Consider the following 26912-nt stretch of genomic DNA (forward strand, 5'->3'; position numbering starts at 1 on the left):
CAGACAAGGAAGACCATGGCCGCTCCTTTAACAAGTGCCACCCGTGATAACCCACATATTACCCCCGGTTTTCACGCGATTCACGCCAACCATCTGGAAGACCTGCGCCGGGCCGTGGTGTTTATTTGCCAACAAAACCCGTTGCCGCCGCTGCAAAGCGAGACGTTTCTGGTGCAAAGCAACGGTATTGCCCAGTGGCTAAAGCTGGCGCTGGCGGAAAAGCGCTCAGAGAATGGCAGCGAAGGTGGCTTGGGCATTGCCGCCGGTATGGATTTTCTGTTTCCGGCGCGATTCATCTGGCAGGCCTACCGCGCCGTGCTGCCGGACGGCGACGTGCCAGAGCAATCCCCCTTTGATAAACGCCGGCTGGTGTGGCGGCTTTACCGGCTATTACCAGAACTTGTTCTTACCGATGAGGCGTTCAACCCGCTGGCGCGTTTTCTGGACGGCAGCGACACCGATTTGCGGGCATTCCAGCTGGCAGAGAAAGTGGCGGATCTGTTTGATCAGTACCAGGTGTTCCGCGCTGATTGGCTGGCTGCCTGGGAGCAGGGCCGGGATGTGGTGATTAGCACCCGTAACGGCGAAAAACCGATTGAACAAGATACCCGCTGGCAGCCAATGCTGTGGCGCAAGCTGGTGGAAGACACCGGCGCCGAAGCACACACCAGTCGCTCGCAGATTCACACCCGTTTTATGAAACAGGGCCAACAGGTTGCCGCGCCTTCCCATCCGAGCCGCTTACCAAAACGCATTGTGGTGTTTGGTGTATCGTCTTTGCCACGCCAGGCGCTTGAGGCCCTGTACGTGCTTAGCCGTTTTAGCCAGGTAGTGCTCTGCGTTCACAACCCTTCGCAGTTCTACTGGGCCGATATTGTCAGCGATCGCGAACTGCTCAAAGCTGAGCGCAAGCGCGGTGCCAGCCACCCCACGCTGTCGCAGATTGACGATGCCGACCAGTTGCACCAACACGCCAATCCGCTGTTGGCAGCCTGGGGTAAACAGGGTCGGGATTACATTCGCCTGCTGGACGAATTCGACAATCCCGACGAGTACCGCAACAGCTTCCAGACGCCGGATCAGAAGATCGACATTTTTTCCGAGCACGGTGCAGGTCAGACAACCTGCCTGCTTCACCAATTGCAGAACGATATTTACAACCTGACGCCGCTGCAAGAAATTCGCGATGAACAACGCAAGCTTGATCTGAGCCAAGGGCATCCTTTAACTGCTGAGGGCTCTCTGTCCGCTGAGGGCTCTCTGTCCGCTGAGGGCTCTCTGCCTGCTGAGGGCTCTTTATCGTCTGAGGGCTTCCCAAAAGCTGATGGCTCCGTTGCCTTCCACAATGCGCACAGCCCACAGCGTGAAGTGGAAATACTGCACGACCAGCTGCTGGCCGCGTTTAACGCCGATGACACCTTGCGCCCCCGCGACATCATGGTCATGGTGCCCGACATCAACGTGTATGCACCCCACATTCAGGCGGTGTTTGGCCGCTATACCGCCGGGCGCAAACGCCATATTCCGTTTACCATTTCCGACCAAGGCCAGCGCAACCACGAACCGGTATTGATAGCTCTGGAAACCCTGATGTCGCTGCCGCGCCACCGCTTTGGGGTGAGCGAAATCATCAGTCTGTTAGAAGTGCCCGGCATTCGCGATCGTTTTGAGATTGCCGAAGAGGAAATCCCCTTGGCGCGGCGCTGGGTAGAAGGTGCCAATATTCGCTGGGGCCTGCACGGTGCCCACCGGGAAAGCCTGGAACTGCCAGCCGATCTGGACCGCAACACCTGGCAATCTGGCCTGCGTTCCATGCTGCTCGGTTACGGCATGGGCGACGACGAGCCCTGGGCTGGCGTTCAGCCCTACGGCGAGATTGGCGGTTTGCAGGCCAGCCTGGCCGGGCGCCTTGGCGACTTTGTTTACCGCCTGGAAAAAGTGTGGCAAGACCTACAGGCAAGCCGCACACCGCAAGAATGGGAAGCGCTGTTTGCAGCCATGCTTGAACAGTTTTTCCACAAAGTAGAAGGCCATGACCTTTTGCTGCTGAACCGCTTTCGCCGCCAACTGGAACAATGGCTGGACGACACATTGGCCGCTGGGCTGGAGCACCAACTACTGCCATTAAACATTGTCAAAGACGTGCTATTGGACGGCCTGGATGAAGGCGGCCTGAACCAGCGTTTTCTGGCCGGCAAAGTGAACTTCGCCACACTGATGCCCATGCGCGCCATACCGTTCCGCACTGTGTGCCTGCTGGGCATGAACGACGGCGATTACCCGCGCTCGCGGCCGCCGGTAGATTTCGACCTGATGGCGCAGGACTATCGGCCCGGTGACCGTTCCCGCCGGGAAGACGATCGCTATCTGTTTCTGGAAGCCATGCTGTCTGCCCGCGAACAGCTTTACATCAGCTGGGTAGGGCGCAGCATTCGCGACGACTCACCAAGGCCGCCATCGGTGCTGGTGGGCCAATTGCAGGATCACTTGAACGGCTTGTGGCAACTGCCAGGGCAACCCGATGTCGCGGTAACCGATGCACTGACTACCTGCCATCCGCTACAACCGTTCAGCCGCGACTATTTTCCCCAAAGCCGACACGCCCGCAGCTTGTTCACCTACGAACACGAATGGCGACGTGCCCACGGCACTGTCTCGACGGACGCGCAGCATAAGGCTCTGGCGTACCAGCAGCCGGAAGAACCCGTCACCCTGAATGACCTGTCCGGTTTTTTGAAAAAACCGATAGACACGTTTTACCAGCGCCGCCTTCAGGTGCGCTTTGAAGACGTGGAAGACGACGATACCGACACCGAAAACTTTGATTTGAACGGCCTTGACCGATGGCGCCTAGACACCGAACTGATTGAGCAGGGTTTGCTAAAAGCCAGTAGCGAGGAAGACTTGGAACACCGCCTGGAAACCACCCTGGATTGCATGGCCCGGCGCGGTGACCTGGGCATGGGCACCACCGAGCACCGGCTGCGCAACGAGCTGTCTGGCCGCCTGCCAAATTTGTTCGAACGTTATCAAAGCGCGCTGGCCGAATGGCCCGAGGAAGTCGGCGAACCGCTGGCGTTTGAATATCGTCTGGCCAACAGCACCGGCTCGGTGGAGGTGCTGGACCTGATTGATCACCTGCGCCGCAACCACGAAGGCAATATCTGCCGACTGGTCATCGCGGGCTCCAGCCTGCTCACTGGCAGCGGCAATACCAAAAAAATTCGCTACGCCAATCTGATGCGCGACTGGGTGATTCACCTGGCCGGGCAAATCGCAGCGCAGCCCTTTGAAACCCTGATTCTGGGCAAAGAAGAAAAGCGCAATGTGCGCTTCGCACCTCTGGCAAAGGAAACGGCAAGTAAGCACCTGGACGCCATATTGGCGCGCTGGATGGACGCCAACACGCGCGCATTACCGGTGCACTGTGAAGCCGGTTTCGCCTGGATTTACAGCTTTTATCAAAGCAAAAAATTTCTTGGTGAACACGAGCACGCCATCAGCGACGCCGAGCAAGCTTACACACTGGCGCTAGAACGCGACACCGGCTACCTACGCGGCGCCTTTGAAAGCGCTGAATTATTGCTGGAAAGCGGCGAATTTGAAGCCCTGCTGCACCAACTCTATGTGCCCCTGTGGGAAGCCGAGCAAAACAAATCCGCCGCTGGTCAATTTGAGGACAAGGTATGACAGCTACTAAAAAACCAAACCCCAATCTTGACCCCTTGGTGCTACCCCTGAACGGCAGCACCCTGATTGAAGCCAGCGCCGGCACCGGCAAAACCTTCACCATTGCCATTTTGTACGTGCGCCTGGTACTGGGCCACGGTCAACCTGAAGGCGGCGCCCTGGCCGCGGGCCTGGTACCGCCAAACCTGCTGGTAGTAACTTTTACCGACGCTGCCACCAAAGAGCTTCGGGATCGCATTCGCATTCGGCTGACCCAAGCCGCCGAAGTGTTTTCCAATGTTGCCGGCAACACCACGCCTACGGCAGAAACCGCGCTGATTCACCAGCTGCGGGATGACAGCTATCCAGACCCGGCCACCTGGCCGGACTGCCGCAAAAAACTGCTATTGGCAGCGGAGTGGATGGACGAAGCCGCGGTGTCTACCATTCACGCCTGGTGCAACCGAATGCTCAGCGAACACGCCTTCGACAGCGGCAGCTTGTTCCGGCTTACCCTGGAAACCGACCAAAGCAGCCTGATGGACGAAGTAGTGCGGGATTACTGGCGCACGTTTATTTATCCGTTATCTCCAGAGCTGATGGACGAGGTTATCGACCACTGGAAAACCCCGGACCAACTGCAAAAGGCGGTGCGCAATCTGCTCTTGGCTGTTGATTCCCTCGACGCGGCTAGCGGCGATGTAGAACAGCTGATCGAAGCCAAAGCACAACAGCGTGAAAAGCAGTCAAAAACACTGAAAGCCCACCCCTGGGCGGACTGGAAGCCCGAAGTGACCGACATGCTGCTGGCACTGAACAAAAGCAAACGCCTGCACGGCGGCAGTATGAAACCGATGATTACGGCCTGGGACACGTTACTAGACTGGGAAAACTCCGATGAACTCTACCCGGCCGGGCTGGAAAAAGCCGGCTTTCAGAACCAGACACCAGAAGTGCTTGCGACAAAACTCAAAGGCGATGGCGATGTGCCACACCACCAGGCTTTTGACGTTATTGCAGAACTGATCGCCTTTTGCGAGAACCTGCCCAGCGCCGAGGCCGATATTCTTCGCCACTCGACCCATTGGATTGCGGCGCGGTTGGAATCGGAAAAACAGAAGCGTTCGGAAATGGGTTTTGATGACCTGCTCACCCGGCTAGACGACGCTTTACACGGCCCCCGTGGTGACCAACTGGCGGCCACCATCCGTCGCCAGTTTCCGGTAGCGCTAATCGATGAGTTTCAGGACACCGATCCGGTTCAATACCGCATCTTCGACCGCATTTACCGGGTGGCAGAGAATCATCCGGATACCTGCCTACTCATGATCGGCGACCCAAAACAGGCCATTTACGGCTTTCGCGGCGCCGACATTTACACCTATCTGGACGCCCGCACCGGCGCCCACGAGCGCACATGGACACTGGGCCGCAATTTCCGCTCGTCTCGAACTATGGTGGCGGCGGTGAACCGGGTGTTCGAGTATGGCGACCAACACAGCTCCGAAGGCGCTTTTCTGTTCGGCAAAGGCGATGCCTCAGCGCTGCCATTTCAGGCGGTAGAGGCCAACGGCACCAAGCGCCTTTGGGCCACCAACGGCAAGCTGCAACCCAGCTTGACGCTATGGGCCAGTGAAAGCGAAAACACCGACAAAAGCGGCAATCGCAAAGGCCTGGCCAAAGGCAACGCCACCCTTGATGTGGCTGGCACCTGCGCCAGTGAAATTGCGCGCCTGCTGACGTTAGGGCAGCAAAGTCTGGCCGGTTTTGCGCTGGAAACCGACCTGAGTGACATCGAGCCGGTAGAACCCAAAGACATTGCCATTCTGGTGAACAACCGTAAAGAAGCTGCAGCGGTACGAGATGCACTAGGGCAACGGGGAATAAAAAGCGTGTACCTGTCTGACCGGGATTCGGTACTGGCGTCTCCAGAGTCAAAAGAAGTGCTGTGTTGGCTAAAAGCCTTTGCCGAACCCCGCCAGTTGGCCTATGCACGCGCGGCCCTGGCCACACCTACCCTCGGCTTGCCCTGGGCCTATCTTGACCAGCTACTGACCAACGAGATGGCCCTGGAGCGTGAAATCGAGCGCTTCATGGGCTACCAGCAGCAGTGGCAAAGCCAGGGAGTGCTGCCCATGTTGCGCAGTTTCCTGATGGACTTTGACGTACCCGGCAGGCTGCTACAGCGCGTTGGCGGCGAGCGCCGGCTAACCGACATTCTGCACATTGCCGAACTGCTGCAACAAGACAGCTTGCAGCTGGACGGCGAACACGCACTGGTGCACCACTTCACCGCCATTCTGCGGGCCGCCGACGACGAAGACGAACATCGCACCCTGCGCCTGGAAAGCGACGCCGGGCTGGTAAAAGTGATCACCATTCACAAATCCAAAGGCCTGGAATACCCGCTGGTATTTTTGCCCTTTGGCACCGCCTACCGCGCGGAAAACGAGAAACAGGCGTTTGTGCGTTATCACGACCACAACGACCAGCTGATCACCGTGTTCGACCCCACACCAAACGACGTCGAACAGGCGGACAAAGAACGCCTGGGCGAAGACATCCGCAAACTCTACGTCGCCCTGACTCGCGCCCGGTTTGCCACTTGGGTGGGCGTAACCGAAATTGAAAACTGGCAGCTTAGCGGCTTGGGGTATCTGCTCAGCGGTAACCCTGCCGCCAAACACTCGCTGAGTGGCGCCCTGCAGCAACTGGCCGTTGGCCACAGCGAACTCTTCGTGGAATCGTTACCGGAAGCCACCGGCCAGCACTATGCAGAACCGGCACCTGGCGCCCTGGGGCTCGCACGGGAGTCTATCCGCGAGGCTCGCGAAGACTGGTGGATTGCCAGCTACTCATCCCTGGAATACAGCGGCCTGTCTGGCACCGGCATTGTGTTTGCCAGTGAGTTCGAAGACGCTGAAAGCCAGAACCTGCTCGAAGAAGGCACGCACACCAACGATGATGAAGACGCTGCCATTCTGCTCAGCCACAGCCTGCACTATTTCCCCAAGGGCGCAGGCCCCGGCACCTTTCTGCACGATATTCTGGAATGGTGTGTACAACAGGGCCTGCAACACCTTGTGGACAACCCACCGCTGCTGCGAGAACAGCTCACCCGCCGCTGCAGTACCCGGGGCTGGAGCGATTGGGTAGACACTCTGGAACATTGGATACTCGCGCTGATCCGCCAGCCGCTGCCGCTGGGTGATAGCGGCGACAGCACCAGCCTGGCCAGCCTGAAAACGCTGCGCCCGGAACTGGAGTTCTGGTTTGAAAGCCGCAACGTCAGCACCCGGGCACTGGACAAGCTGGTTACCCAAAACACCCTCAATGGCGCTGATCGCCCTCGAGTGGATGGCGGGCGCTTCAACGGCATGCTCAAAGGCTTTATTGATCTGGTGTTTGAACACAACGGTCAGTATTACGTGCTGGATTACAAATCCAATGTGTTGGGCGACAACGACAGCGCCTATACCAACCAGGCCATGGGCGAGGCGATTTTGGACAAACGCTATGACCTGCAATATGTACTCTACCTGCTGGCCCTGCATCGGCTGCTAAAGGCACGTTTGCCAGATTACGATTACGATCAACACGTGGGCGGTGCGGTCTATCTGTTTTTGCGCGGCATCCATGCGCCGGGAGCAGGGGCGTTTTGCGACAAGCCACCGAAAGCACTGATGGAGCAACTGGATGCCATGTTTGATGGCAAAGCCGCCGCCGCGGAGGTGGCAGCATGAGCAAAACCCGGAATTTCGACAACCAGTTTGCCTTTGATTTGGACGAAACGGCACCCGTTACCGCCAGCTCCCGTGATAACAGGCTTGCCCTGCAGCACACCGATGCTCTAATAGAACAACTGGACGCATGGCAGCAAGCCGGCTGGATTCGCCCGCTGGACGTGCGCTTTGCGCAGCTGATCCGGGATTTATCAGACGAACAAGGGAACGCACCGGCACCCCTGGTTTTACTGCTCGCCGCACTGGTATCCCATCAAGTGGGCCGCGGCCACGTGTGCGTGGACCTTGCAACTCTGATGGCTGATGCCGCAACAACATTGTCACTGCCGCCGGAAGAGCCAACGGCAGCCCGCAGCCAGAACAAGGCAAACCAGGCCAGCTCTGATAAAGAGCTTTTCGCAGATCCGACAAACACCGACCCTGGCCAAACCCGGCCAAGTGATCTGTTGGCACAGGTGTCCGTGCAGGAGTGCCTTACCGTGCTGAACGATGCGTTAGCGGTCAGTGATGGCTCGCACACCACGCCGCTGGTGCTGAGTGGAACCCGGCTGTATCTGCGCCGCTTCTGGCGCTACGAACAGTACATTGCTGCCGGCATTCAGCAGCGACTGGCGCAGCCATCCCCTCTGACTGACCCGCTATCGCCCGCGGCGGCCACTTTGAGCAAGGCGCTGGACGTGCTGTTTAAACCGCAGGGCTCTTTAAATTCTCAAAGTTCTTTAAACTCTCAGAATCCCCAAAGCTCTGTCGATTACCAAAAGCTGGCCTGTGCCCTGGCGGCCCGCAACCGCTTTGCAGTGATTACCGGCGGCCCCGGCACCGGCAAAACCACCACTGTGGTCAACCTGCTTGCGGCCTTGCAGTCAGTCGCAGGCGAGTCACCGGAGCGGGAAGGGCGGGACGGGAAGAAAGGTAGAAAGTACCGCATTCGCCTGGCCGCGCCGACAGGCAAAGCCGCGGCGCGACTGAACGAATCCATCGGCGGCGCTGTCAGCCGGCTGCCCTTGGCACAATTACCGGGGCAGGTCGCCTTGGCGGATATACCCACCAAGGTAACCACCCTGCACCGGCTGCTTGGTAGCCGTCCGGACACTCGCAAGTTCCGCCACAACCGCGATAACCCCCTGTTGGTGGATATTCTGGTGATTGACGAAGCGTCCATGGTGGATCTGGATATGATGGCGTCGGTGTTCGATGCACTGCCGGCAAGCGCCCAGCTGATACTTCTGGGCGACAAAGATCAGCTAGCCTCGGTAGATGCCGGTGCGGTGCTGGGCGAACTGTGCCAGCGCGCGTCTGACGGGCATTATCTGCCAGCGACAGTGCAATGGCTGAAAGCCATCACCGACACCGACATTCCAGCGGTCTTGCAGGATTCAAACGGCCAGCCTCTGGACCAGGCTGTGGCCATGCTACGCAAGAGTTATCGATTTGCCGAAGGCAGCGGCATTCGCCACCTGGCCGAAGCGGTTAACACCAACACGCTGAGCGCCGACACCCTGCAGCAGGCCCGTGACGCTACCTTTGAGGACGTAGTGTGGCTGAATGGCCGCAGCAAAAAATCATCCCTGGAGAGCACCCAAGCGCTGATCTGTGGCCATGCGGTCAGTGGTAGCCAGCAGGCGTTCAATAATAACGGGGAAGGACGAGTTGATGGCAACGGCCAGCCTCTGCCGCCACCGGTGGGTTACCGCCGCTACTTAACACTGATGCAGGATCACAATCTGGACAGCAACAGCACAACCGAGCAGTGGGACCAATTGGCCAAATCGGTATTGCAAGCTTTCAGTGATTTTCAAATACTCTGCGCCCTGCGCCGAGGGCCCTGGGGCGTGGAAGGGCTGAACGACTTGATCGCCCATCACCTGCTGGCGCAACGGCTGATTCCGCGAGCCGAAGGCTGGTACGCCGGGCGGCCGGTGCTGGTTACCGGTAACGATTACAACCTGGGGCTGATGAACGGCGACGTCGGCATTACCTTCAGCGTTCCCTTGGCCATGGGCGCGGTCACGGGCCCGCAAAGCGATGACGAGAAAACACAGACAGTGTTGCGCGTGGCTTTTCCCACCAGCGACGGCAGCGGCGACATCCGCTGGATTTCACCCAGCCGACTGCAACAGCTGGAAACCGTGTACGCCATGACCGTGCATAAAGCCCAGGGTTCGGAGTTCAACCACACCTGCCTGATACTGCCCGACCGAGTAAGCCCGGTATTAACGCGAGAGCTGATTTACACCGGCATTACCCGGGCAAGAAACTGGTTCAGCCTGATAACCGGTGACGCCAGCGTATTCAGCGACAGCGTGGAGCAGAGAGTGGTGCGGGCTTCCGGGTTGGGTGCGGTACTGGGTGGGGCGGCCTTGAACTGATAATGCTGCTTTGACAGTGACGCCGGGAGCAGAAGTTCATTGGAACGAGTGTCCGTCGCCGTAAAAGCATCGGCCGACCTCCGTGCCGGAGTTCCGAAAACTTCTGCAGCCATGAATGGCTGCAGTTGAGCCCTACAGGGACGTACTTGTGGGCGATTTTCGGAACTCCGACACGGAGGTTTGCTTACTCAAACGTGTAACAAATCCTTGTTCATTTACTCTTTTTCAGTCGTCTCTTCATCATCGCTATGCTGTTGCTGCAACCAAAGCCTTGCGTAGTAACCATCTTTCGCCAGCAACTCATTATGCCCACCGCTCTCCACAATCTGGCCCTCGTCCATCACCAGAATAGTGTCGGCGTCGCGCACAGTGGATAGGCGGTGCGCGATTACCAACGTAGTGCGCTGCTGGGTAACCGCATTAAGGGCATCCAGAATGGCCTGTTCAGAGATCGAGTCCAGCGATGAAGTGGCTTCGTCCAAAATCAGCAACGGCGGGTTTTTCAGTAATACACGAGCAATGGCAACGCGTTGTTTTTCGCCACCGGAAAGCTTCAGTCCACGTTCACCCACTCTGGTGCTATAGCCATCCGGCAGGCTACGGATAAACCCATCCAGGTTGGCCTGGCGGGCCGCGTGGTGTATCTCGGCTTCGCTCGCGCCGGGGCGGCCGTAGGCCAGGTTGCTGTAAAGGGTGTCGTTGAACAGCACGGTGTCTTGCGGCACCACACCAATGGCCGAGCGCAGGCTATCTTGGGTAATGTTGCGAATGTCTTGCCCATCAATGGTGATGCTGCCGCTGTTTACATCAAAAAAGCGGAACAGCAGCCGTGCCAAGGTGGATTTACCAGCACCGCTGGCACCAACTACCGCAATGGTGTGGCCTGCAGGTATGGTGATGTTCACGCCTTTCAAAATGGCCCGTTCCTGATGGTAGCTGAAGCGCACGTCGTGGAATTGCACTTCACCTTTTGTAATCGCCAGGGCTTTGGCATCGGCGGCGTCTTCAATCGCCGGTTTGTCGCCCAATAAGCCGAACAGGCGCTCTACATTCACCAGTGACTGGCGAATTTCGCGGTACACAAACCCCAAAGCATTCAGCGGAATGAACAGCTGGATCAGGTAGGCATTCACCATGGTGAAGTCGCCCAGGGTCATCTGCCCACTGGCCACTTCGCGTACGGCCATGGCCATAATGGCCACCATAGAGGACCCAATAATAAACGCCTGGCCAATGTTCAGCACCGCCATAGACGTGCGGTTTTTAAGCCTCGCCTGCTCCCACAAATCCAGATCTTCGTCGTATTGCTCGGCTTCAAAGCGCTCGTTATTAAAGTATTTAACGGTTTCGTAGTTCAGCAGGCTGTCGATAGCACGGGAGTTAGACTGGTTGTCGCGGTTGTTGGCTTCGCGCACGAAGGCCGTGCGCCATTCGGTCACGCGGATGGAAAAAACCACGAACACCACCACCGACACCAGTATCGCTATAACGTAACTGACGTTGAAGGCGACCAGCAGAATGCCCGCCACCATCGCGATTTCCAGCAGAGTGGGCACAATATTGAACAGGGTAAAACGCAGCAAAAAACTGATGCCATTGGTGCCGCGCTCTATATCCCGCGCCAGGCCGCCGGTTTTACGATCCAGATGAAACGCTAATTCGCGAGCGTGAAGGTGGTTAAACACCCGCAATGACACCCGCCGCATGGCACGTTCGGCCACACGGGCGAAGATGGCGTCACGTAGCTCGCTGAACAGGGTGCTACCAAAACGCAGCGCGCCATAGGCCAGCACTAACATCAGCGGAATCCACAGCATCATGTCAGCGCCGCGATTTTGATCCAGATAATCGACGATGTATTTCAATGCAATCGGCGTAGTGACTATGGCCACTTTCGCCATGATCAGCATGCTGACCGCCAGTATCACCCGGCCACGGTATTCCGCCAGGTAGGGCCATAGGCCGGCGATGATTTTCCAGTCCGGCTTGTGATTGGCGGGGTAGTCGTTATCGGCGTAGGGGCGCACAGAGATTCCTTAATGGTCACAGAGCAGAGGGGCGTATGATAAACCCTTTGGCAATACAGATCGTAAGTCTGCGGGAGTTTACAGTACCCACTCATCAGGAGGCACACTATCAACACCGTTCATCGCGAGGCTTTGAAACTGGTTGTCGGGTTTATTCATCCCTATCGCAAAGCCGTTGCTGGTGCGATAGTGGCCCTAGTTATTACGGCGGGAATCACCCTTGGATTAGGTCAGGGGCTACGTATTCTGGTGGACCAAGGGTTGGCCACCGAGTCACCGGCCAATCTGGCGCGGGCTGTGGGGCTGTTTTTTGTTTTGGTTATTGGCCTGGCGGCGGGTTCTTTCGCCCGGTTTTATCTGGTGTCGTGGATTGGCGAGCGGGTGGTCGCCGATATCCGTAAACGGGTGTTCAACCACTTGATTGATCTGAACCCAGGATTTTTCGAGAGCAACCGGGCGCTGGAAATACAGTCGCGATTTACGGCTGATACCACGGTGCTGCAATCAGTGATTGGCTCCACGGTGTCGATTGCGCTGCGGAACGCGCTGATGCTGGTCGGCGGCTTGCTGTTGTTGTTTATCACCAACGCCAAGCTGGCGTCAGTCATAGTGCTGGGTTTTCCGCTGGTGATTGTGCCCATCGTTATTTTTGGCCGCCGTGTGCGGCAGCTGTCGCGCTTGAGCCAAGACCGGGTAGCCGATGTGGGCAGCTACGTGGGCGAAAATTTAACGCAGATAAAAACCGTGCAAGCGTTCAACCATCAGCCCCACGACCGCCAGCATTTTTCTGAAGTTTCTGAAAACGCCTTTGATATCGCCCATGCCCGCATTCGCCAGCGCGCCTGGCTAACCACCATGGCCATTACTCTGGTGATGGGAGCGGTGGGCGTGGTCATATGGATTGGTGGTCTGGATGTGATTTACGGCCGCATTACGCCGGGCGAGCTGGCTGCCTTTGTGTTTTACAGCTTATTGGTGGGTGTTGCCGCCGGCGCCATCAGTGAAGTGATTGGGGAACTGCAACGGGCGGCAGGGTCAGCCGCACGGCTATTCGAGCTATTGCAGACCCAGTCTGAGTTTCAGCGCCCGATCGATTTACCCGAGCAGTTTCCTCAGCCGGTAAAAGGTGAAATACGTCTTGAACACCTGACATTCAGCTACCCTGGCCGCAGTGCTCAGCCCGCCCTGCACAACGTGTGCCTTGAGGTGCGGGCAGGAGAGACGTTAGCGATCGTAGGGCCATCAGGGGCGGGCAAATCCACCTTGTTTGATCTACTGCTACACTTTTATCAACCCAGCGGCGGCTGCGTACGCATTGATGGCACAGATACTCGCGATGTATCACTGCAAGCCCTGCGCAGCTGCTTTGCCTTGGTGCCACAAAACCCTGCGTTGTTTTACGGTACGGTTGCCGATAACATTCGCTACGCACGTCCGCAGGCGACTCAGGCAGATGTCGAAGAGGCCGCGGGCATTGCCCACGCCCATGAGTTTATCGTGGCTCTACCCGACGGCTACCAAACCCGACTGGGTGATGGCGGGTTGGGTCTGTCCGGTGGCCAGAAGCAACGCCTCGCCATTGCCCGTGCGCTATTGGCGGATGCTCCCATTCTGCTGCTAGACGAAGCCACCAGTGCGTTGGATGCCCATAGCGAGAACCTGGTTCAGCAGGCCATGCCAGCACTCACAACCGGCCGTACCACGCTGGTCATTGCCCACCGCCTGGCCACGGTGCGGAATGCAGATCGCATTGCGGTATTTGACCAGGGCCGTTTACTGGCAGTGGGCAGCCATCAGCAATTAATGCAGGAAAACAGCCTCTACCAGCGCCTGGCGCAGCTCCAGTTCCGCAGCCAAACTGGAGAATAGCGTTGTTTCGTGCTACCGTAGTTCTTATAATTTTGCAATAAATCGAGCGAAATTTAATCCAGGCTCGACCAAATATACCCACTCAGGGAGTATAACCGCATGACTAACAAAGAACTTCAAGCACTCAAAGAACGCTACGTAGCAGCCGGAGCCGCAAGCCCCAACGAGCAGTTTGCGGATCATGCCACCAACGCCGAACTGTGGGATGCAGACGGCAAACGCATGATCGACTTCGCCGGCGGTATTGGCGTGCTGAACATCGGCCACCGCCACCCGAAAGTGGTGGAAGCAATAAGAGCCCAGCTAGACAAACTAATGCACACTTGCCAGACGGTCATGCCCTACGAGGGCTATGTGCGGCTGGCGCAGAAACTCAGCGACGTGGTACCTGTTCGCGGTCATGCCAAAGTTATGCTGGCCAATTCCGGAGCCGAAGCCCTGGAAAACGCGGTGAAGATTGCCCGCGCAGCGACCGGTCGCACTAACGTGATTTGTTTCGATGGCGGCTATCACGGCCGCACCTTCATGACCATGGCAATGAACGGCAAAGCGGCTCCTTACCAGACCGACTTCGGCCCCATGCCGGGAATGGTGTACCGGGCTCCCTATCCAGTGCCCTATCACGGCGTCAGCGAAGACGAAGCGCTGCGTGGCCTGGCCATGACCATGAAAGCGGACTCACCGGCCCGCAACACAGCCGCCATTGTCATTGAACCAGTATTGGGCGAGGGCGGCTTCTACCCGGCACCTACCAGCTTTATGAAAGCCCTGCGCACAATCTGCGATGACAACGGCATCGTGTTGATTGTGGATGAAGTACAAAGCGGGTTTGGCCGTACCGGCAAGATGTTTGCAATTGAGCACACAGGCGTTGAACCAGACATGATGACCATGGCCAAGAGCATGGCCGACGGTATGCCAATTTCTGCCATTGTGGGCACCGACAAAATCATGGACTCGTGTGGTCCCAACTCTTTGGGCGGCACCTACGCCGGCAGCCCCACTGCCTGTGCAGCTGCGCTAGCAGTGTTTGAAGTATTCGAGACAGAGGATATTCTGGGCAAAAGCCAGCGCCTGGGCGAAAAACTGAACCAACGCTTTAGCCAGTGGCAGGAGCAGTTTGCCCACGTCGACAATGTGCGTACCCTCGGCGCCATGGCTGCGTTTGAGTTGGTGGAAAATAAAGACACCCGTAAACCCATGCCAGAGTTGGTCGCAGCCATTACCAAACTCGCCAAAGCCAAAGGTTTGATTTTGCTTGGCTGTGGTTTGTACGGCAACACGCTGCGCTTTCTGATGCCGGTTACCATCGAAGACGAGGTACTGAATGAAGGTTTGGCCATTTTGGAGCAGTGTTTGAAAGAAGCTGGCGCCTAATCCGCACTCGCTTACGCTGATAAGCCGGGCCACGCGCCCGGCTTTTTTGTGTCTGTTAGTCACCAGAAATTGAATCGACCGTGCCAGGCTCGGCGTATTTACTTAGGTGCCCTTATTTCTCGTATACTGCGCTCAGTGCCCAGTGAGGCTCGCGTAACTTTGCCAGCCTCGTCGCCGTTTCATCAACCAGGCAGAATCATGACGTCACCGAATACTTCCGCTGTATCCGATCACAAACCCAGGCCCTGGATAGACCTGCTGGTCAGTATTGTTATCCCTTCCGTTATTCTGATGAAGTTCAGCGGCGATGAATACCTGGGCAGCGTAAATGCGCTGATTATTGGCCTGGCGTTCCCCCTGGGATGGGGTCTGTTTGAATTAATTCGCTATGGAAAAAAGAACTTTATCGCCCTATTGGGGATAATCAGTGTAACCCTCACCGGCGGCATTGGCTTGCTGGAACTGGACGCCGGCTGGCTGGCCATCAAAGAAGCCGCGGTGCCTGCGGTGATTGGTCTGGCAGTGCTGGTGTCTACACGCACCCGTTACCCACTGGTGCGCACCTTGCTGTACAACCCCAACGTGCTGGACGTGGATAAGATTCACCAAACGTTGATAGAGAAAGGCAAAGTCGCAGAATTTGAAGCCCGGTTGCTGAACGCCAGCTACTTTTTTGCCGCTACTTTTCTGTTCTCATCCATCATGAACTACGTGCTTGCACGCTGGATTGTGACCAGTGACGCCGGCACCCAAGCGTTCAACGAGGAACTGGGGAGAATGACGCTGGTCAGCTATCCGATGATTGCCATTCCTTCTATGGTAATGATGATGCTCATTTTCTGGTACTTGTGGCGCACCATCAGCCGCTTGACAGGTTATAAGCTAGAACAGGTAATGGCTCCCCATCTGGCTGATAAATAAAGAAATTTTTAAATAAAAACGGCGGGAATGAGAGTCCTCGCTTTTTTTTTGATTCTGAATTTTAGAAAATGTCGACGAACCATAGCGGCGGTGCTCCGAATTTCATACAACTCAATAACACGTGAAGATAATGAGCAAATTGCTGCCATGAAGATGCCCCCGTGAAGCGATTTAAGGCCGGCTCAATATTCCTAGGTAGATTTCTACAAACTCAAATATGATAAGTGCCTGAACCGTAGCGCCGCTTATTTCTAGTGCTATATCAACTATCCGTCTGCCGACGTACGACCGATTTTCTGACATCCTTCCGAGGCTCTGTGCCAAGAACCCTATCTTTCGAGTTGTTTGGAACGCTTCACCCCTTGTTTGGCAGACCGTACCTGAAACCGTCACTGCTCAAGGCCCTGGACATAACGGGCGCAAGGCACGTCAGTAAACCGGGTCGCCTCGCCTCTCGGCATTGACCACCGCTTTCGCGCTCGCCGGCCCTGGCTCAAGCCCAACCGCTCCCCAAAGGCGGGCAAATCGTCGGCGGCAGCGGCGCGATTACACAGTCTGGCAACACCCTGACGATCACCCAAAACAGCGAGCGCATGGCCGCTGACTGGCAGAGTTTCTCCATAGGCGCACAACTTTTTGCAGCCCTCTGCTAGTAGCATTGCGCTCAACCGCGTGCTTGGCAGCGATGTTTCTGTGATTCAGGGTGCCTTAAATGCCAATGGCCAGTTGTTTTTAGTCAACCCCAATGGCGTACTGTTCTCGCCCACCGCTCAGGTCAACGTAGGCAGCCTTGTGGCTAGTACATTAGACATCCGAGCCGAAGATTTCATGAACGGCAACTATCTCTTCAGCGGCAACAGCACTGCCGGCGTAAAAAACGAGGGCCTTATTACCACCGCCAACGATGGCAGCGTGGCGCTAATAGCCGCCCGTATTGAAAACACCGGCAGTATCACTGCCCCGCAAGGCAACGTGCTCATGGGCGCGGGAAGAACCGTGCGGTTAAACCTGGGTGGCCCGGTAAAACTGGAAGTGCAGGAGGGCGCGCTCAACACCCTGATAGAGCAAGGCGGAGCCGTTCGTGCCAACGGTGGTCTGGTGTATCTCACCGCCAAAGCAGCAGGCGACTTGGCCGCAAGCGTGATCAACCACACCGGTATAACCGAGGCACGCGCGCTGTCTACGGGAGCTAAGGGCGAGATTTACCTGATGGGTGATATGGCCCTTGGCAAGGTGGAAGTAGCTGGCACACTGGATGCCAGCACCCCAGAAAATGGCAATGGCGGCTTTATTGAAACATCGGCGCTCACGGTCACAATCAATGACACTGTGCATGTCACAACGGCCGCGACTGCCGGTCAGAACGGGCAATGACTGATAGACCCGGAAGACTTCTCTGTGGCTGCCAGCGGCGGCAACATCACTGGTGCGGTGCTAGGTGAGGCGCTGGCCAGTAATGCAGTAACCATTCAAACCAGCGCTGGCGGCACCCATTGTGTAGGTGCGACTTGCGCTAATGGAGGAACAGGTACCAACGGCGACATTTTCGTTAACGACGCTGTCAGCTGGAGCGCCGCTACCAAATTAACCCTCTCGGCACACCGCAACATCAAAATTAACGCCAATATCACGGCGCAAAATGTAGATGCTCAAGTGCAGCTCGACTATGGCCAAGATGCAGTGGCCAGTGGTAACTCTGCCAGCTACAGCTTGGGTGGCGGAACGATCAACCTGGAAGCGGGCGACAACTTCGTTACTAAACTAGGTAGCGACGGCGTTGCAACGCCTTGGAAGGTTATCACCAGCCTCGGTATAGCAAGCTCCACCACCAGAACAGACCTGCAAGGGATCAACGGTGATCTCGGCGGCAACTACGTGCTGGGTTCCAACATCGATGCCAGCGCTACCAGCGGCTGGAACGGGGGCGCTGGCTTTTTGCCGATCGGGGATAACAACAACAGATTCAGTGGCAGCCTTGATGGGCTAGGCCACACAATTACTGGTCTGAGCATTAACCGAGGGGAATACGTCGGTCTCTTTGGTTTTTTGGGAGCAGGCGCCATGGTTCAAAACCTGGGCCTTATTGAGAGCAACATTTCAGGGAGCGGGCGTGTTGACTCATTGGCCGGCGCCAACCAAGGAACCGTGAGCGCAAGTTACACCAAGGGTAGTACTTTTGGTGGCACATTTTGGGTGTGGATTGATCGGTTGGAACGCGTCTGGGGGCACCATTCAAAATAGCTACTCGACTGGGAGCTTACGCGGTGGTAATCGCCTGGGCGGACTGGTTGGCGTTAATCAGGGAACTGTGACAGACAGCTACAGCACTGTATCTGTTACAGATATGTTCCTACAAGATATTTTTGGTGGGTTGGTTGGACAGAACAATGGAACCATATCCCGAAGCTATTCAGCAGGGGTTGTCACAGCCATTGATAACAGCAGGGGTGGTTTAGTGGGGAACAACACTGGCACGGGTACAGGCATGGTCAACAATGTCGGAGGCTTTGTCGGAGCTGTCGAGGGCGCCAGCATTAGCGACAGCTTCTGGGACACCCAAACCAGTGGCAAGGATGCCAGCAGCGGCATTGGCTCTCAAAGTGGCACCATTACTCTGACCAACGTCACTGGAAAAAGCACTGCCGAGATGAACCAGCTCGCCACTTTCAGTGCTGCAGGCTGGGATATCGCCGAAGATGTTGCAGACACCGGCAGTAACTACTACCCGCGCCTAAAACTGGCGAATGGTTCGCCCTTGTGGCTGATCACGGCAGGGCCGATTACGCCGCTCAACTACACACTTTCCGCTTTGGGAGGTACTTACGTTTATAAGGGTAACGGCTACCTCCTGAACGACTACTGGAGCGAATCGTCCATCTTTGGCGCCACCTATAACGGTTGGACGTTGGGAACCGACTACAGCTTCCAATACGGTGGCAACACGGTGACTGATTTCATTAATGCGGGTACCTACAGCGGGATAGACATCAACATCCTCAAAAGCCGCTTCACAGTGGCAGGAACGGGCATTGTTTGCCTTGCCCACTTTTGCTCAAATTGCGCCTGACGTAGGTCAGTTGCTGCAACAGGAGCGGGAAGTGCCATCATTACCCAAGGCCAGTCCCAACATTCAAATCGCAACGCCATTGAGTGCCACGGTACTTCCCGGCGGGGCAAAGGTATCGCTGAAAGCGGTCAGTTTTACAGGTAATAGCATTTTCACCGGCGAAGCGCTTTCTGATGTGCTCGGTGATGTGACCAGCCAGCCTTACGACCTAGCCGGCCTGCAAGGCCTGGCCCAACGCATTAGCGAGCATTACCGGGCAGAAGGCTATCCGTTCGCTCGTGCTCTGGTGCCGGAACAAAGGTTCGCTGATGGGGTTTTCCAGATTGCCCTTGTTGAGGGCCGCTATAGCAATGTCAGCACCACGGGCGATGCCCGGTTTTCACCCGCCGCCCAGCTCTTCCTGGCGACACTGGCACCCGGGGCTGTGATTGAAACCGCAGCCCTTGAGCGCACTACCTTGATCCTGTCCGATCAACCAGGAATGCAAATTGTACCTCTGATTCGGCCCGGCCAGGAAGCCGGTACTGGCGACTTGGTTGTTGATGTTGCACCAGGACCCACCTTTCGCGGCCAGCTGGATGGGACAATCATGGCAATCGCTATACCGGTGAATACCGAGCTTTTGCGGATCTGCAATGGGACAGCCCGTTCATGTTGGGCGATCAGATTTTTGTGCGGGGTAACGTAAGTAACCAAGGCCAGTGGATGGGCAATCTTGGCTACGGCTTACCTATTGGTTCATCAGGTCTGCGCGGTAATCTTGGCTATGCCCGCACAAGCTACGAACTCACCAAGGAGTTTGCCAACCTCGACGCCACCGGTACCGCCGACATCAAAAGCGCAGGCCTTTCTTACCCGCTGATTCGTTTGCAAAAAGCCAACCTTACGTTGGCCAGCACCTATCAGTACAAGAAGCTTCTGGATAAACAGGGTGCGACCGATACGCGCAGTGACAAATCCAGTAACGTCGTTCCGCTTACGCTTATTTTTGACTACCGTGATGGTCTTGGCGGCAGCGGTGTTACCTATGGCAGCTTCGGCTACAGCCATGGGGAGCTCGACCTGGACGCTGCAGCCGAAATGACCGATTCCGTTACCGCTCAAAGCCAGGGTAGTTTCGACAAATGGAACCTGGACCTGGCGCGCCTGCAAGCGACACCCCTGAACAGCCTCATGCTTTTTAGCCACCTATCAACCCAATGGGCGGGCAAGAATTTAGACTCGTCAGAAAACTTTGGCTTGGGAGGCGCCAATGGAGTTCGCGCCTATCCATCCGGAGAAGGCTACGGGGATGAAGGCTGGTTGGCTCAGGTGGAGGCGCGCTATCAGATGGGAAGTGTCACACCTTTCGTTTTTTACGACGCTGGTTACGTCAAGATCAACGAATCAACCTGGACGACGGGCGATAACGAACGGGACATTTCCGGCCAGGGCGTCGGCGCGCGCTTCAACAACGGAACGTGGAGTGTGGATGCGAGCCTTGCCTGGAGAGGCCAGGGCGGGGAACCGGTCTCTGACACCTCAGATCGCAATCCCCGCGCCTGGGTAACAGCGATGACACGGCTCTGATCGTCACAAAGGCTTCGTTGATACGGTCATGCTTTCTCTAGAAACTCGAACCATAAAAAACCCCGACCTGAGTGCCGGGGTTTTTTATGGTTTCTATCAGGACAATGAATCTGTCCGTCGATCTAAAAGATCAGATATCCAGGTTGGTCACTTCCAAAGCGTGTGTCTGAATGAAGTTACGGCGCGGCTCAACATCGTCACCCATCAGCGTAGTGAACATCTGGTCAGCGGCGAAAGCGTCTGCAATGGTCACTTTCATCATACGGCGGGATTCCGGGTCCATGGTGGTTTCCCACAGCTGTTCCGGGTTCATCTCGCCCAGACCCTTATAACGCTGAAGGGTCAGGCCGCGCTGAGCTTCTTTCATCAGCCAGGCAAGGGCGCCTTCAAACGACAAAACAGCCTGCTTACGCTCACCACGCTGAACGTAAGCTCCTTCTTCAACCAGAGCGTCCAGGGTTTCACCCAGGCGGGCGATGGCTTTGTAAGACGGCGCCTCAAAGAACGTATGGCTGAAAACGTGCTCATGGGCCATGCCGTGCAAATGCACGGTTACCATTGGCAGATACAGATCGCGCTCGGTATCGTGATGTACCGAGAACACGTATTTGGTGCCAGTACGGGTATCCAGTTCCAGGTTATTACCCAAGCGACCTACCCAACTGGCAACGGCGCTTTCGTCTTTCAGCTGTTCCGATGTGAGGGTGTTATTGTGCAGCATCTGCGCCAGCACCTTAGACGGGTAAGCGCGTGACAGGCGGTCAATCATGGCCATCACGGCCTGATAGTCCTTCACCATGGTTTCCAGAGCAGAATCCTTGATGGCAGGCGCATCGGCGTTAACGAACAGCTGCGCACCTTCCAATGCGGTCTGGGTCAAATAGCTCTCGCGGGCATTTTCATCCTTTAGATACTGCTCTTGCTTGCCACGCTTTACTTTGTACAGCGGTGGCATGGCAATGAACACGTGGCCTCGCTCAATCACTTCCCGCATTTGACGGAACAGGAAGGTCAGCAGCAGGGTGCGGATGTGCGAACCATCTACGTCGGCGTCAGTCATGATGATAATGGAATGATAACGCAGTTTTTCAACGTTAAACTCTTCGCGCCCAATGCCACAGCCCAGAGCCGTAATCAGATTACCGACTTCTGCTGATGACAGCATCTTGTCAAATCGGGCTTTTTCAACATTCAGGATTTTACCCTTCAGCGGCAGAATCGCCTGGTTTCGCCGTTCCCGACCCTGCTTTGCGCTACCGCCCGCGGAGTCACCCTCCACTATAAACAGTTCGGAAAGAGCGGGATCTTTTTCCTGACAGTCGGCCAGTTTGCCGGGAAGACCGGCAATATCCAGAGCGCCTTTACGGCGGGTCATGTCACGGGCTTTACGCGCTGCTTCGCGGGCACGGGCGGCTTCAATCATCTTGTTGACGATTAGCCGCGCTTCACTGGGCTGCTCCTGAAGATAAGCTGCAAAGCTCTGATAGAGCTCCTGTTCTACAGCAGTTTTCACCTCGGAGGAAACCAACTTGTCTTTGGTTTGGGAAGAAAACTTTGGGTCTGGTACTTTCACACTGATGATAGCAGTCAGACCTTCGCGAGCGTCGTCGCCGGAAGTGCTAACTTTGGCCTTCTTACCCAAGCCTTCGTGCTCAATGTAGCTGTTCAAAGAACGAGTCAGCGCCGTGCGAAAACCAACGAGGTGCGTACCGCCGTCACGCTGTGGAATATTATTGGTAAAACAGTAGATATTTTCCTGGAAGGCATCGTTCCACTGCATAGCCACTTCTACTTCAATACCGTCTTCACGCTGTTGGGTAAAATAGAACACCCGATTGATAGGGGTTTTGTTGGTGTTCAGGTGTTCTACAAACGCCCTCAAACCACCCTCATATTCAAAGAGTTCTTCTTTTCCACTGCGCTCATCGGTCAGGCGAATGCGTACACCGCTGTTCAAAAACGCCAGTTCCCGAACCCGTTTTGCCAGAATTTCGTAGTGAAACTTGATATTGGTGAACGTAGCTTCTGAAGGAATGAAGTGTACCTTGGTGCCGCTGGCGTCAGTGCTGCCAACCTCGTGCAAAGGCGCCGCCGGAACACCGTGGTTATAAGTCTGCTCGTAGACTTTGCCGCTGCGACGAATGGTTAACGTCAACACCGACGATAGGGCATTAACAACCGACACGCCCACACCGTGAAGACCACCCGACACTTTATAGGTGTTGTCGTCAAACTTACCGCCAGCGTGAAGTACGGTCATGATAACTTCGGCAGCAGAAATGCCTTCGCCTTCGTGCAGATCAACTGGAATGCCGCGACCATTGTCGTGCACGCTGACAGATTCGTCAGGATGGATACGAATTCCAATTTCTGTGCAGTGGCCGGCTAGCGCTTCGTCAATGGAGTTGTCTACCAGTTCGAACACCATGTGGTGCAGGCCAGTGCCGTCGTCCGTATCGCCGATGTACATGCCAGGCCGCTTGCGCACGGCGTCCAGGCCTTTCAGTACTTTGATACTGGAGGAATTGTAGGCTGATTCACTCATTAAAAAACTCCTGAAGGCTGATGGCCGCAGCGTGATAAAAAAATGCGGCCAGCTAATGTTCTTCCGTTACCTGACCATGTTCCACGTGGAACATTCTGAAATCGGGCGTTGTTGTCCCCGGCCATAAGGTGTCGGGCGTCTGCTGTTCGATGGAGGTGATGAACACCTGACACTGCAGCAATCGTAATTTTTCGGCCAACATTTGCCGATGTCGACTATCGAGTTCGGCGTTTATGTCGTCCAGTAAAAACGTGACCTGCTTTCCCAACGGCCGTAAAACCATGCCTTGGGCAATCTTCATCAAAATAACCAATGTTTTTTGCTGACCGCGGGACAGTATTTCCGCCACCGGCCGGCCTTGTATTTTTAGACGAATGTCAGCTCGATTGGGTCCATACAAAGTGTGGCCCATTCGACGTTCTTGATCCCGATGACTCACCAGCACTTCCGACAACCGTTGGGCATGGTCCCAGCCGGGATAAAACTCCAGCTTTAGTTGATTCGCCCAGGCTGCATCGGTTTCCCCGAGAAGCAACCAGAAGGCCTCTTTAAACAGGGCAAACGCTGCAAGACGGGCATCCGTCACTCGATTGCTTAACAGGTCGTACTGGGCATCCCAGGCCCTCATCAACGATTCATCTATTCTACCATTTCTCAGCGTTTGGTTCCGCTGTGATATTACTCGCTGACATTGCTGCCAGGCGCCGCCAAAAGAAGGTTCCACGTGGAACACTGACCAATCCAAGAACTGCCGTCGCTTACCGGGGCCGCCGGCCACAATATCAAATACTCCCGGGTCGATCACCAATACCGGGAGATGTCGCGCCAACGCCGACAGATTGCGCACGGCTTCACCGTCTACTCTTAGAACTGTCTCCTTAAGGCCGACATCTCTGGAAATACCCAAGCGATGCGCATAGCTTGAGGCCCCTGCTTCAGGTGCTGCCTTTAGTTCAGAATTCGGAATACAAGAATTGCGAGCATCGGAGTTACCCGTATCAGGATTTGGAACGCCAGAATTGAACGCGCCAGAATTGGAACCCCTACAATTAAGAGTGCCGGCATCCAGGCCGCCAAACACCGTAAATCGCTGCTGTTGATGTTGAACGACAGCCTGGTGGCGACTGACGCGAAACGAGCGACCCAGGCCTAGGTAGCCGATGGCTTCCAGCAAACTGGTTTTACCACTGCCGTTAGCGCCGTCTATCAGATTAAAAGCGGGGGAGAAGGTAACAGGCTTTGCCGCCAAGTTACGGAAGTGTTCGGTTTGCAGTGTAATCAATGCCATAAAAAAACTAAGGGCCAAAGCCCCTAGTGCAACATCTTTAAGCGGTCGTCCATGAACATGTCCATTTCCGGCGCCAATATGTGTACGTAACGGTCAAAATACAAAAATTGCTTCAACAGCAACGCAAATTCCCGCGGGAAGTGCAGCCCATGGCTTTCACCTACTTTGACCATATCCATCAGCAGATGATTTACGTCGTCTTCGGCCCGGTCCGCCGTGTAAGCAACGGTATCTGGCACCATCTGATCCATCTTGGAGTAAAGCGTGCGCAAATCATTAGCAAGCAAACTGGCTTCAACCGTGTGTCGAGTAACCCCAATGCGGATCATTGCATCGGCCATGCCGTCGAAATTGCCCACCATCACAGTCTGAATAAAATCGTTCACCGCCTGCCAGGTGTCGGGCGCAATTCGCCCAACTATCCCGAAGTCGATAAACCCAACCCGACCGTCGCGCAACACCATCAGGTTACCAGCGTGTACATCGGCGTGAAAAAAATCGCATTGCGTAAGGCTCGAAAACCAAGTGTTCATGGCAGTAATCAGGGTTCCTTCCGGATTGTTTGTGTATCCGCGAATACTGTCCAGATCGGTCAAAGGAACACCGTAAAAACGTTCCATTACTAAAATGCGACGGGAGCTACACTGCTCATACACCTTGGGCACGGTGGCGTCAGTGTTATGAGTGTTGTGTAGAAACTGCCTGAAAACCTCAAGGTTATCGGCTTCCTTGATAAAATCGCACTCTTCCATCATCGTGCGCTGAATTTCATCAACAATATCGGATAGCGATGTCCACGACAGCTTTGGAGCTAAAGTTTCAAGGATTCGGGCAGATACGTACAAAAAGTTCAGGTCCGTAAGCAGAATATTGCGCACGCCGGGCTTTTGCACCTTGATAACCACTTCTTCGCCGTTGATCAACCTTGCGACATGCACCTGAGCGATGGATGCCGAGGCCAAGGCTACCGGGTCTATATCTGTGAACACCTCTTCCACCGGACGGCCCAATTCTTCCTCAATGATTTTGCGGATCACCCGATACGGCAGGCTTGGGGTGCTATCCAGGCAACCCTGAAACTCTTCCACATACTCTTTCGGGAAAAAGGTCGGTGAACTGGCAATGAATTGCCCCAGCTTTATATAGGTGGCACCAAGGGACTCAAAGGTCTGCCGCAACAAACGCGGAGCAGGGGGGCGGTCACCGCGCACCCAGTTAAACCCAATACGCCCAAGCACACTCATGGTCTGACCAATACGAAACGCACCTTTTATACCGTCTTTTAAACGTGTGACCATGCCCCGGAACTCCTGTTATTAAAACCTTTCAGAACTTTTTATCCGTGAGTTGCATACACCGACTATATCCGGGGTGCTCACGCCGGCTGTTTGTGGGGTGCCGCCTGCGGCAACCTACAAACGCATTGGCATAACCACATAGAGGCAACGAGCATCCGTCTGGGATTCGATCAGCGCGCTGCTATTAGGGTTCGACAAAGTGACTTTTACCTGGTCATCATCCAACGCGTTCATGACGTCTATCAGATAGCCGACATTGAAGCCGATTTGAAGGGTTTCACCCTGATAATCTACCGGCAACGCGTCTTCCGCCTGTTCCTGGTCCGGGTTATTGGCAAACACCTGGAGCTCATTGGCGGCCAGATTTAAACGCACACCGCGAATATTTTCATGAGACAGAATACCTGCCCGCTGCAGAGTATTCTTCAGGGTAATGCGATCGGCCAACACTACTTTGTCGCCCCCGCGGGGGATAACCCGGTTGTAATCGGGGAATTTTCCCTCAATCAGCTTGGACGTGAACGTATAACTGCCCACGGTTGCGCGCAAGTGATTATCGCCAATCACCAGGGTGACCGGTGTGTCCACGTCATCCAGTAAGCGCGCAAGCTCTAGTACGCCTTTACGCGGCACGATCACCTGACGCGCTTCTGGGCAACCGGTTTCAACATCCTGATGGGCCATCGCCAGGCGGTGACCATCGGTGGCCACGGTACGAACGTGATCTGCCGCAACTTCCAACAACAAACCGTTCAAGTAATAACGAACATCCTGCTGAGCCATGGCAAACGCGGTGCTATCGAACATACGCCGCAACTCTTTTTGCGGCAGCTCCAAACGGAAACTCTCAGCTTCGTCTTCCACATTGGGAAAATGCTCGGCCGGCAAGGTCGCCAGGGTGAAGTGGCTTTTGCCACAGCGCAGATGCAGGCGGTCGCCCTGCTGGTCCAGCTCGATAGGCGATTCCTCACCCAGCGCACGGCAAATGTCCGCAAGCTTGCGTGCCGGCACCGTTATACGCCCCGGCTGATCTATATGAACCGGAGTGATGCGCGCTACCAGCTCCACTTCCATATTAGTGCCGGTAAGGGTCAGGGTGTTGTCCTCGGCTACCAGCAACACGTTGGAGAGCACCGGCATGGTCTGTTTCTTTTCAACCACGCCGGCAAT

At 55.7% G+C, this 26912-nt stretch carries 16 protein-coding genes and 1 pseudogene; 12 read left to right on the top strand and 5 right to left on the bottom strand.

Annotated elements, in window-relative coordinates; genetic code table 11:
- Nucleotides 1-15: 15 nt before the first annotated feature.
- Genes recC through recD form a run of 3 tightly spaced genes read left to right on the top strand, consistent with a single transcriptional unit; the run spans nt 16 to nt 9781 of the window.
- Nucleotides 16-3690, top strand: coding sequence for an exodeoxyribonuclease V subunit gamma (recC, locus tag MELB17_RS18525; protein WP_007351860.1), 3675 nt, complete (start codon nt 16-18; stop codon nt 3688-3690).
- Nucleotides 3687-7412: an exodeoxyribonuclease V subunit beta gene (gene recB, locus MELB17_RS18530; RefSeq protein ID WP_007351861.1), complete on the top strand. Its 3726-nt coding sequence runs from the start codon at nt 3687-3689 to the stop codon at nt 7410-7412. Before recC ends, recB begins: the two co-directional genes overlap by 4 nt.
- Nucleotides 7409-9781, top strand: a complete 2373-nt coding sequence (recD, locus tag MELB17_RS18535) for an exodeoxyribonuclease V subunit alpha (protein WP_007351862.1) — start codon at nt 7409-7411, stop codon at nt 9779-9781. Before recB ends, recD begins: the two co-directional genes overlap by 4 nt.
- Before the next feature lie 215 nt (nt 9782-9996).
- On the opposite strand, the gene MELB17_RS18540 is transcribed toward recD, so the two are convergent.
- The gene (locus MELB17_RS18540; RefSeq protein WP_007351863.1) at nt 9997-11808 is read right to left on the bottom strand and encodes an ABCB family ABC transporter ATP-binding protein/permease; all 1812 of its coding nucleotides are present in this window, start codon (nt 11806-11808) and stop codon (nt 9997-9999) included.
- A 132-nt stretch (nt 11809-11940) separates the two neighbouring features.
- Between MELB17_RS18540 and MELB17_RS18545 the strand changes: the two genes are divergently transcribed.
- The 9 genes and pseudogenes from MELB17_RS18545 (at nt 11941) to MELB17_RS25160 (ending at nt 20611) form a co-directional block, all read left to right on the top strand.
- A complete protein-coding gene (locus tag MELB17_RS18545) occupies nt 11941-13677 on the top strand; it encodes an ABC transporter transmembrane domain-containing protein (RefSeq protein ID WP_007351864.1) in 1737 nt (578 codons plus the stop codon).
- Between the two features lie 99 nt (nt 13678-13776).
- Nucleotides 13777-15054, top strand: coding sequence for a 4-aminobutyrate--2-oxoglutarate transaminase (gene gabT, locus MELB17_RS18550; protein WP_007351865.1), 1278 nt, complete (start codon nt 13777-13779; stop codon nt 15052-15054).
- A gap of 198 nt (nt 15055-15252) precedes the next feature.
- Nucleotides 15253-15975 (top strand): VC0807 family protein, encoded by a 723-nt coding sequence (locus tag MELB17_RS18555; protein ID WP_007351866.1) that lies wholly within the window; start codon nt 15253-15255, stop codon nt 15973-15975.
- 636 nt (nt 15976-16611) lie between these two features.
- Entirely contained in the window at nt 16612-17349 is a 738-nt protein-coding gene (locus MELB17_RS23350) for a filamentous hemagglutinin N-terminal domain-containing protein (protein ID WP_007351867.1), read from the top strand.
- Between the two features lie 24 nt (nt 17350-17373).
- Nucleotides 17374-18216, top strand: coding sequence for a hypothetical protein (locus tag MELB17_RS23355; RefSeq protein WP_007351868.1), 843 nt, complete (start codon nt 17374-17376; stop codon nt 18214-18216).
- Nucleotides 18155-18304, top strand: a pseudogene (locus tag MELB17_RS26545) (GLUG motif-containing protein); the annotation flags it as partial. The gene MELB17_RS23355 and the pseudogene MELB17_RS26545, both read left to right, overlap by 62 nt.
- Before the next feature lie 126 nt (nt 18305-18430).
- A complete protein-coding gene (locus MELB17_RS18565) occupies nt 18431-19042 on the top strand; it encodes a hypothetical protein (protein ID WP_227498972.1) in 612 nt (203 codons plus the stop codon).
- Nucleotides 19005-19730, top strand: coding sequence for a POTRA domain-containing protein (locus MELB17_RS25155; protein ID WP_007351870.1), 726 nt, complete (start codon nt 19005-19007; stop codon nt 19728-19730). Before MELB17_RS18565 ends, MELB17_RS25155 begins: the two co-directional genes overlap by 38 nt.
- The gene (locus MELB17_RS25160) at nt 19673-20611 is read left to right on the top strand and encodes a ShlB/FhaC/HecB family hemolysin secretion/activation protein (RefSeq protein ID WP_227498970.1); all 939 of its coding nucleotides are present in this window, start codon (nt 19673-19675) and stop codon (nt 20609-20611) included. The genes MELB17_RS25155 and MELB17_RS25160 overlap by 58 nt, the downstream gene beginning before the upstream one ends.
- A gap of 130 nt (nt 20612-20741) precedes the next feature.
- Here MELB17_RS25160 and gyrB read toward each other — a convergent pair whose 3' ends face one another.
- From gyrB to dnaN, 4 genes are all read right to left on the bottom strand, one after another.
- Nucleotides 20742-23156 carry a DNA topoisomerase (ATP-hydrolyzing) subunit B gene (gene gyrB, locus MELB17_RS18575; protein ID WP_007351872.1) on the bottom strand — a complete coding sequence of 805 codons (2415 nt, stop codon included), beginning with the start codon at nt 23154-23156 and terminating at the stop codon, nt 20742-20744.
- Between the two features lie 52 nt (nt 23157-23208).
- A complete protein-coding gene (gene recF, locus MELB17_RS18580) occupies nt 23209-24444 on the bottom strand; it encodes a DNA replication/repair protein RecF (RefSeq protein ID WP_007351873.1) in 1236 nt (411 codons plus the stop codon).
- Between the two features lie 23 nt (nt 24445-24467).
- Nucleotides 24468-25742 carry an ABC1 kinase family protein gene (locus MELB17_RS18585; protein ID WP_007351874.1) on the bottom strand — a complete coding sequence of 425 codons (1275 nt, stop codon included), beginning with the start codon at nt 25740-25742 and terminating at the stop codon, nt 24468-24470.
- A 114-nt stretch (nt 25743-25856) separates the two neighbouring features.
- Nucleotides 25857-26912: DNA polymerase III subunit beta (gene dnaN / locus MELB17_RS18590; RefSeq protein ID WP_157133350.1), on the bottom strand; the 1056-nt coding region annotated here is incomplete at its 5' end.

It is taken from the genome of Marinobacter sp. ELB17 (assembly GCF_000169375.1).
GTDB lineage: Bacteria > Pseudomonadota > Gammaproteobacteria > Pseudomonadales > Oleiphilaceae > Marinobacter.

Coding starts and splice junctions, on each gene's coding strand:
- recC (WP_007351860.1), top strand. CDS start 16: ATGGCCGCTCCTTTAACAAGTGCCACCCGTGATAACCCACATATTACC.
- recB (WP_007351861.1), top strand. CDS start 3,687: ATGACAGCTACTAAAAAACCAAACCCCAATCTTGACCCCTTGGTGCTA.
- recD (WP_007351862.1), top strand. CDS start 7,409: ATGAGCAAAACCCGGAATTTCGACAACCAGTTTGCCTTTGATTTGGAC.
- gabT (WP_007351865.1), top strand. CDS start 13,777: ATGACTAACAAAGAACTTCAAGCACTCAAAGAACGCTACGTAGCAGCC.
- MELB17_RS18555 (WP_007351866.1), top strand. CDS start 15,253: ATGACGTCACCGAATACTTCCGCTGTATCCGATCACAAACCCAGGCCC.
- gyrB (WP_007351872.1), bottom strand. CDS start 23,156: ATGAGTGAATCAGCCTACAATTCCTCCAGTATCAAAGTACTGAAAGGC.
- recF (WP_007351873.1), bottom strand. CDS start 24,444: ATGGCATTGATTACACTGCAAACCGAACACTTCCGTAACTTGGCGGCA.
- MELB17_RS18585 (WP_007351874.1), bottom strand. CDS start 25,742: ATGGTCACACGTTTAAAAGACGGTATAAAAGGTGCGTTTCGTATTGGT.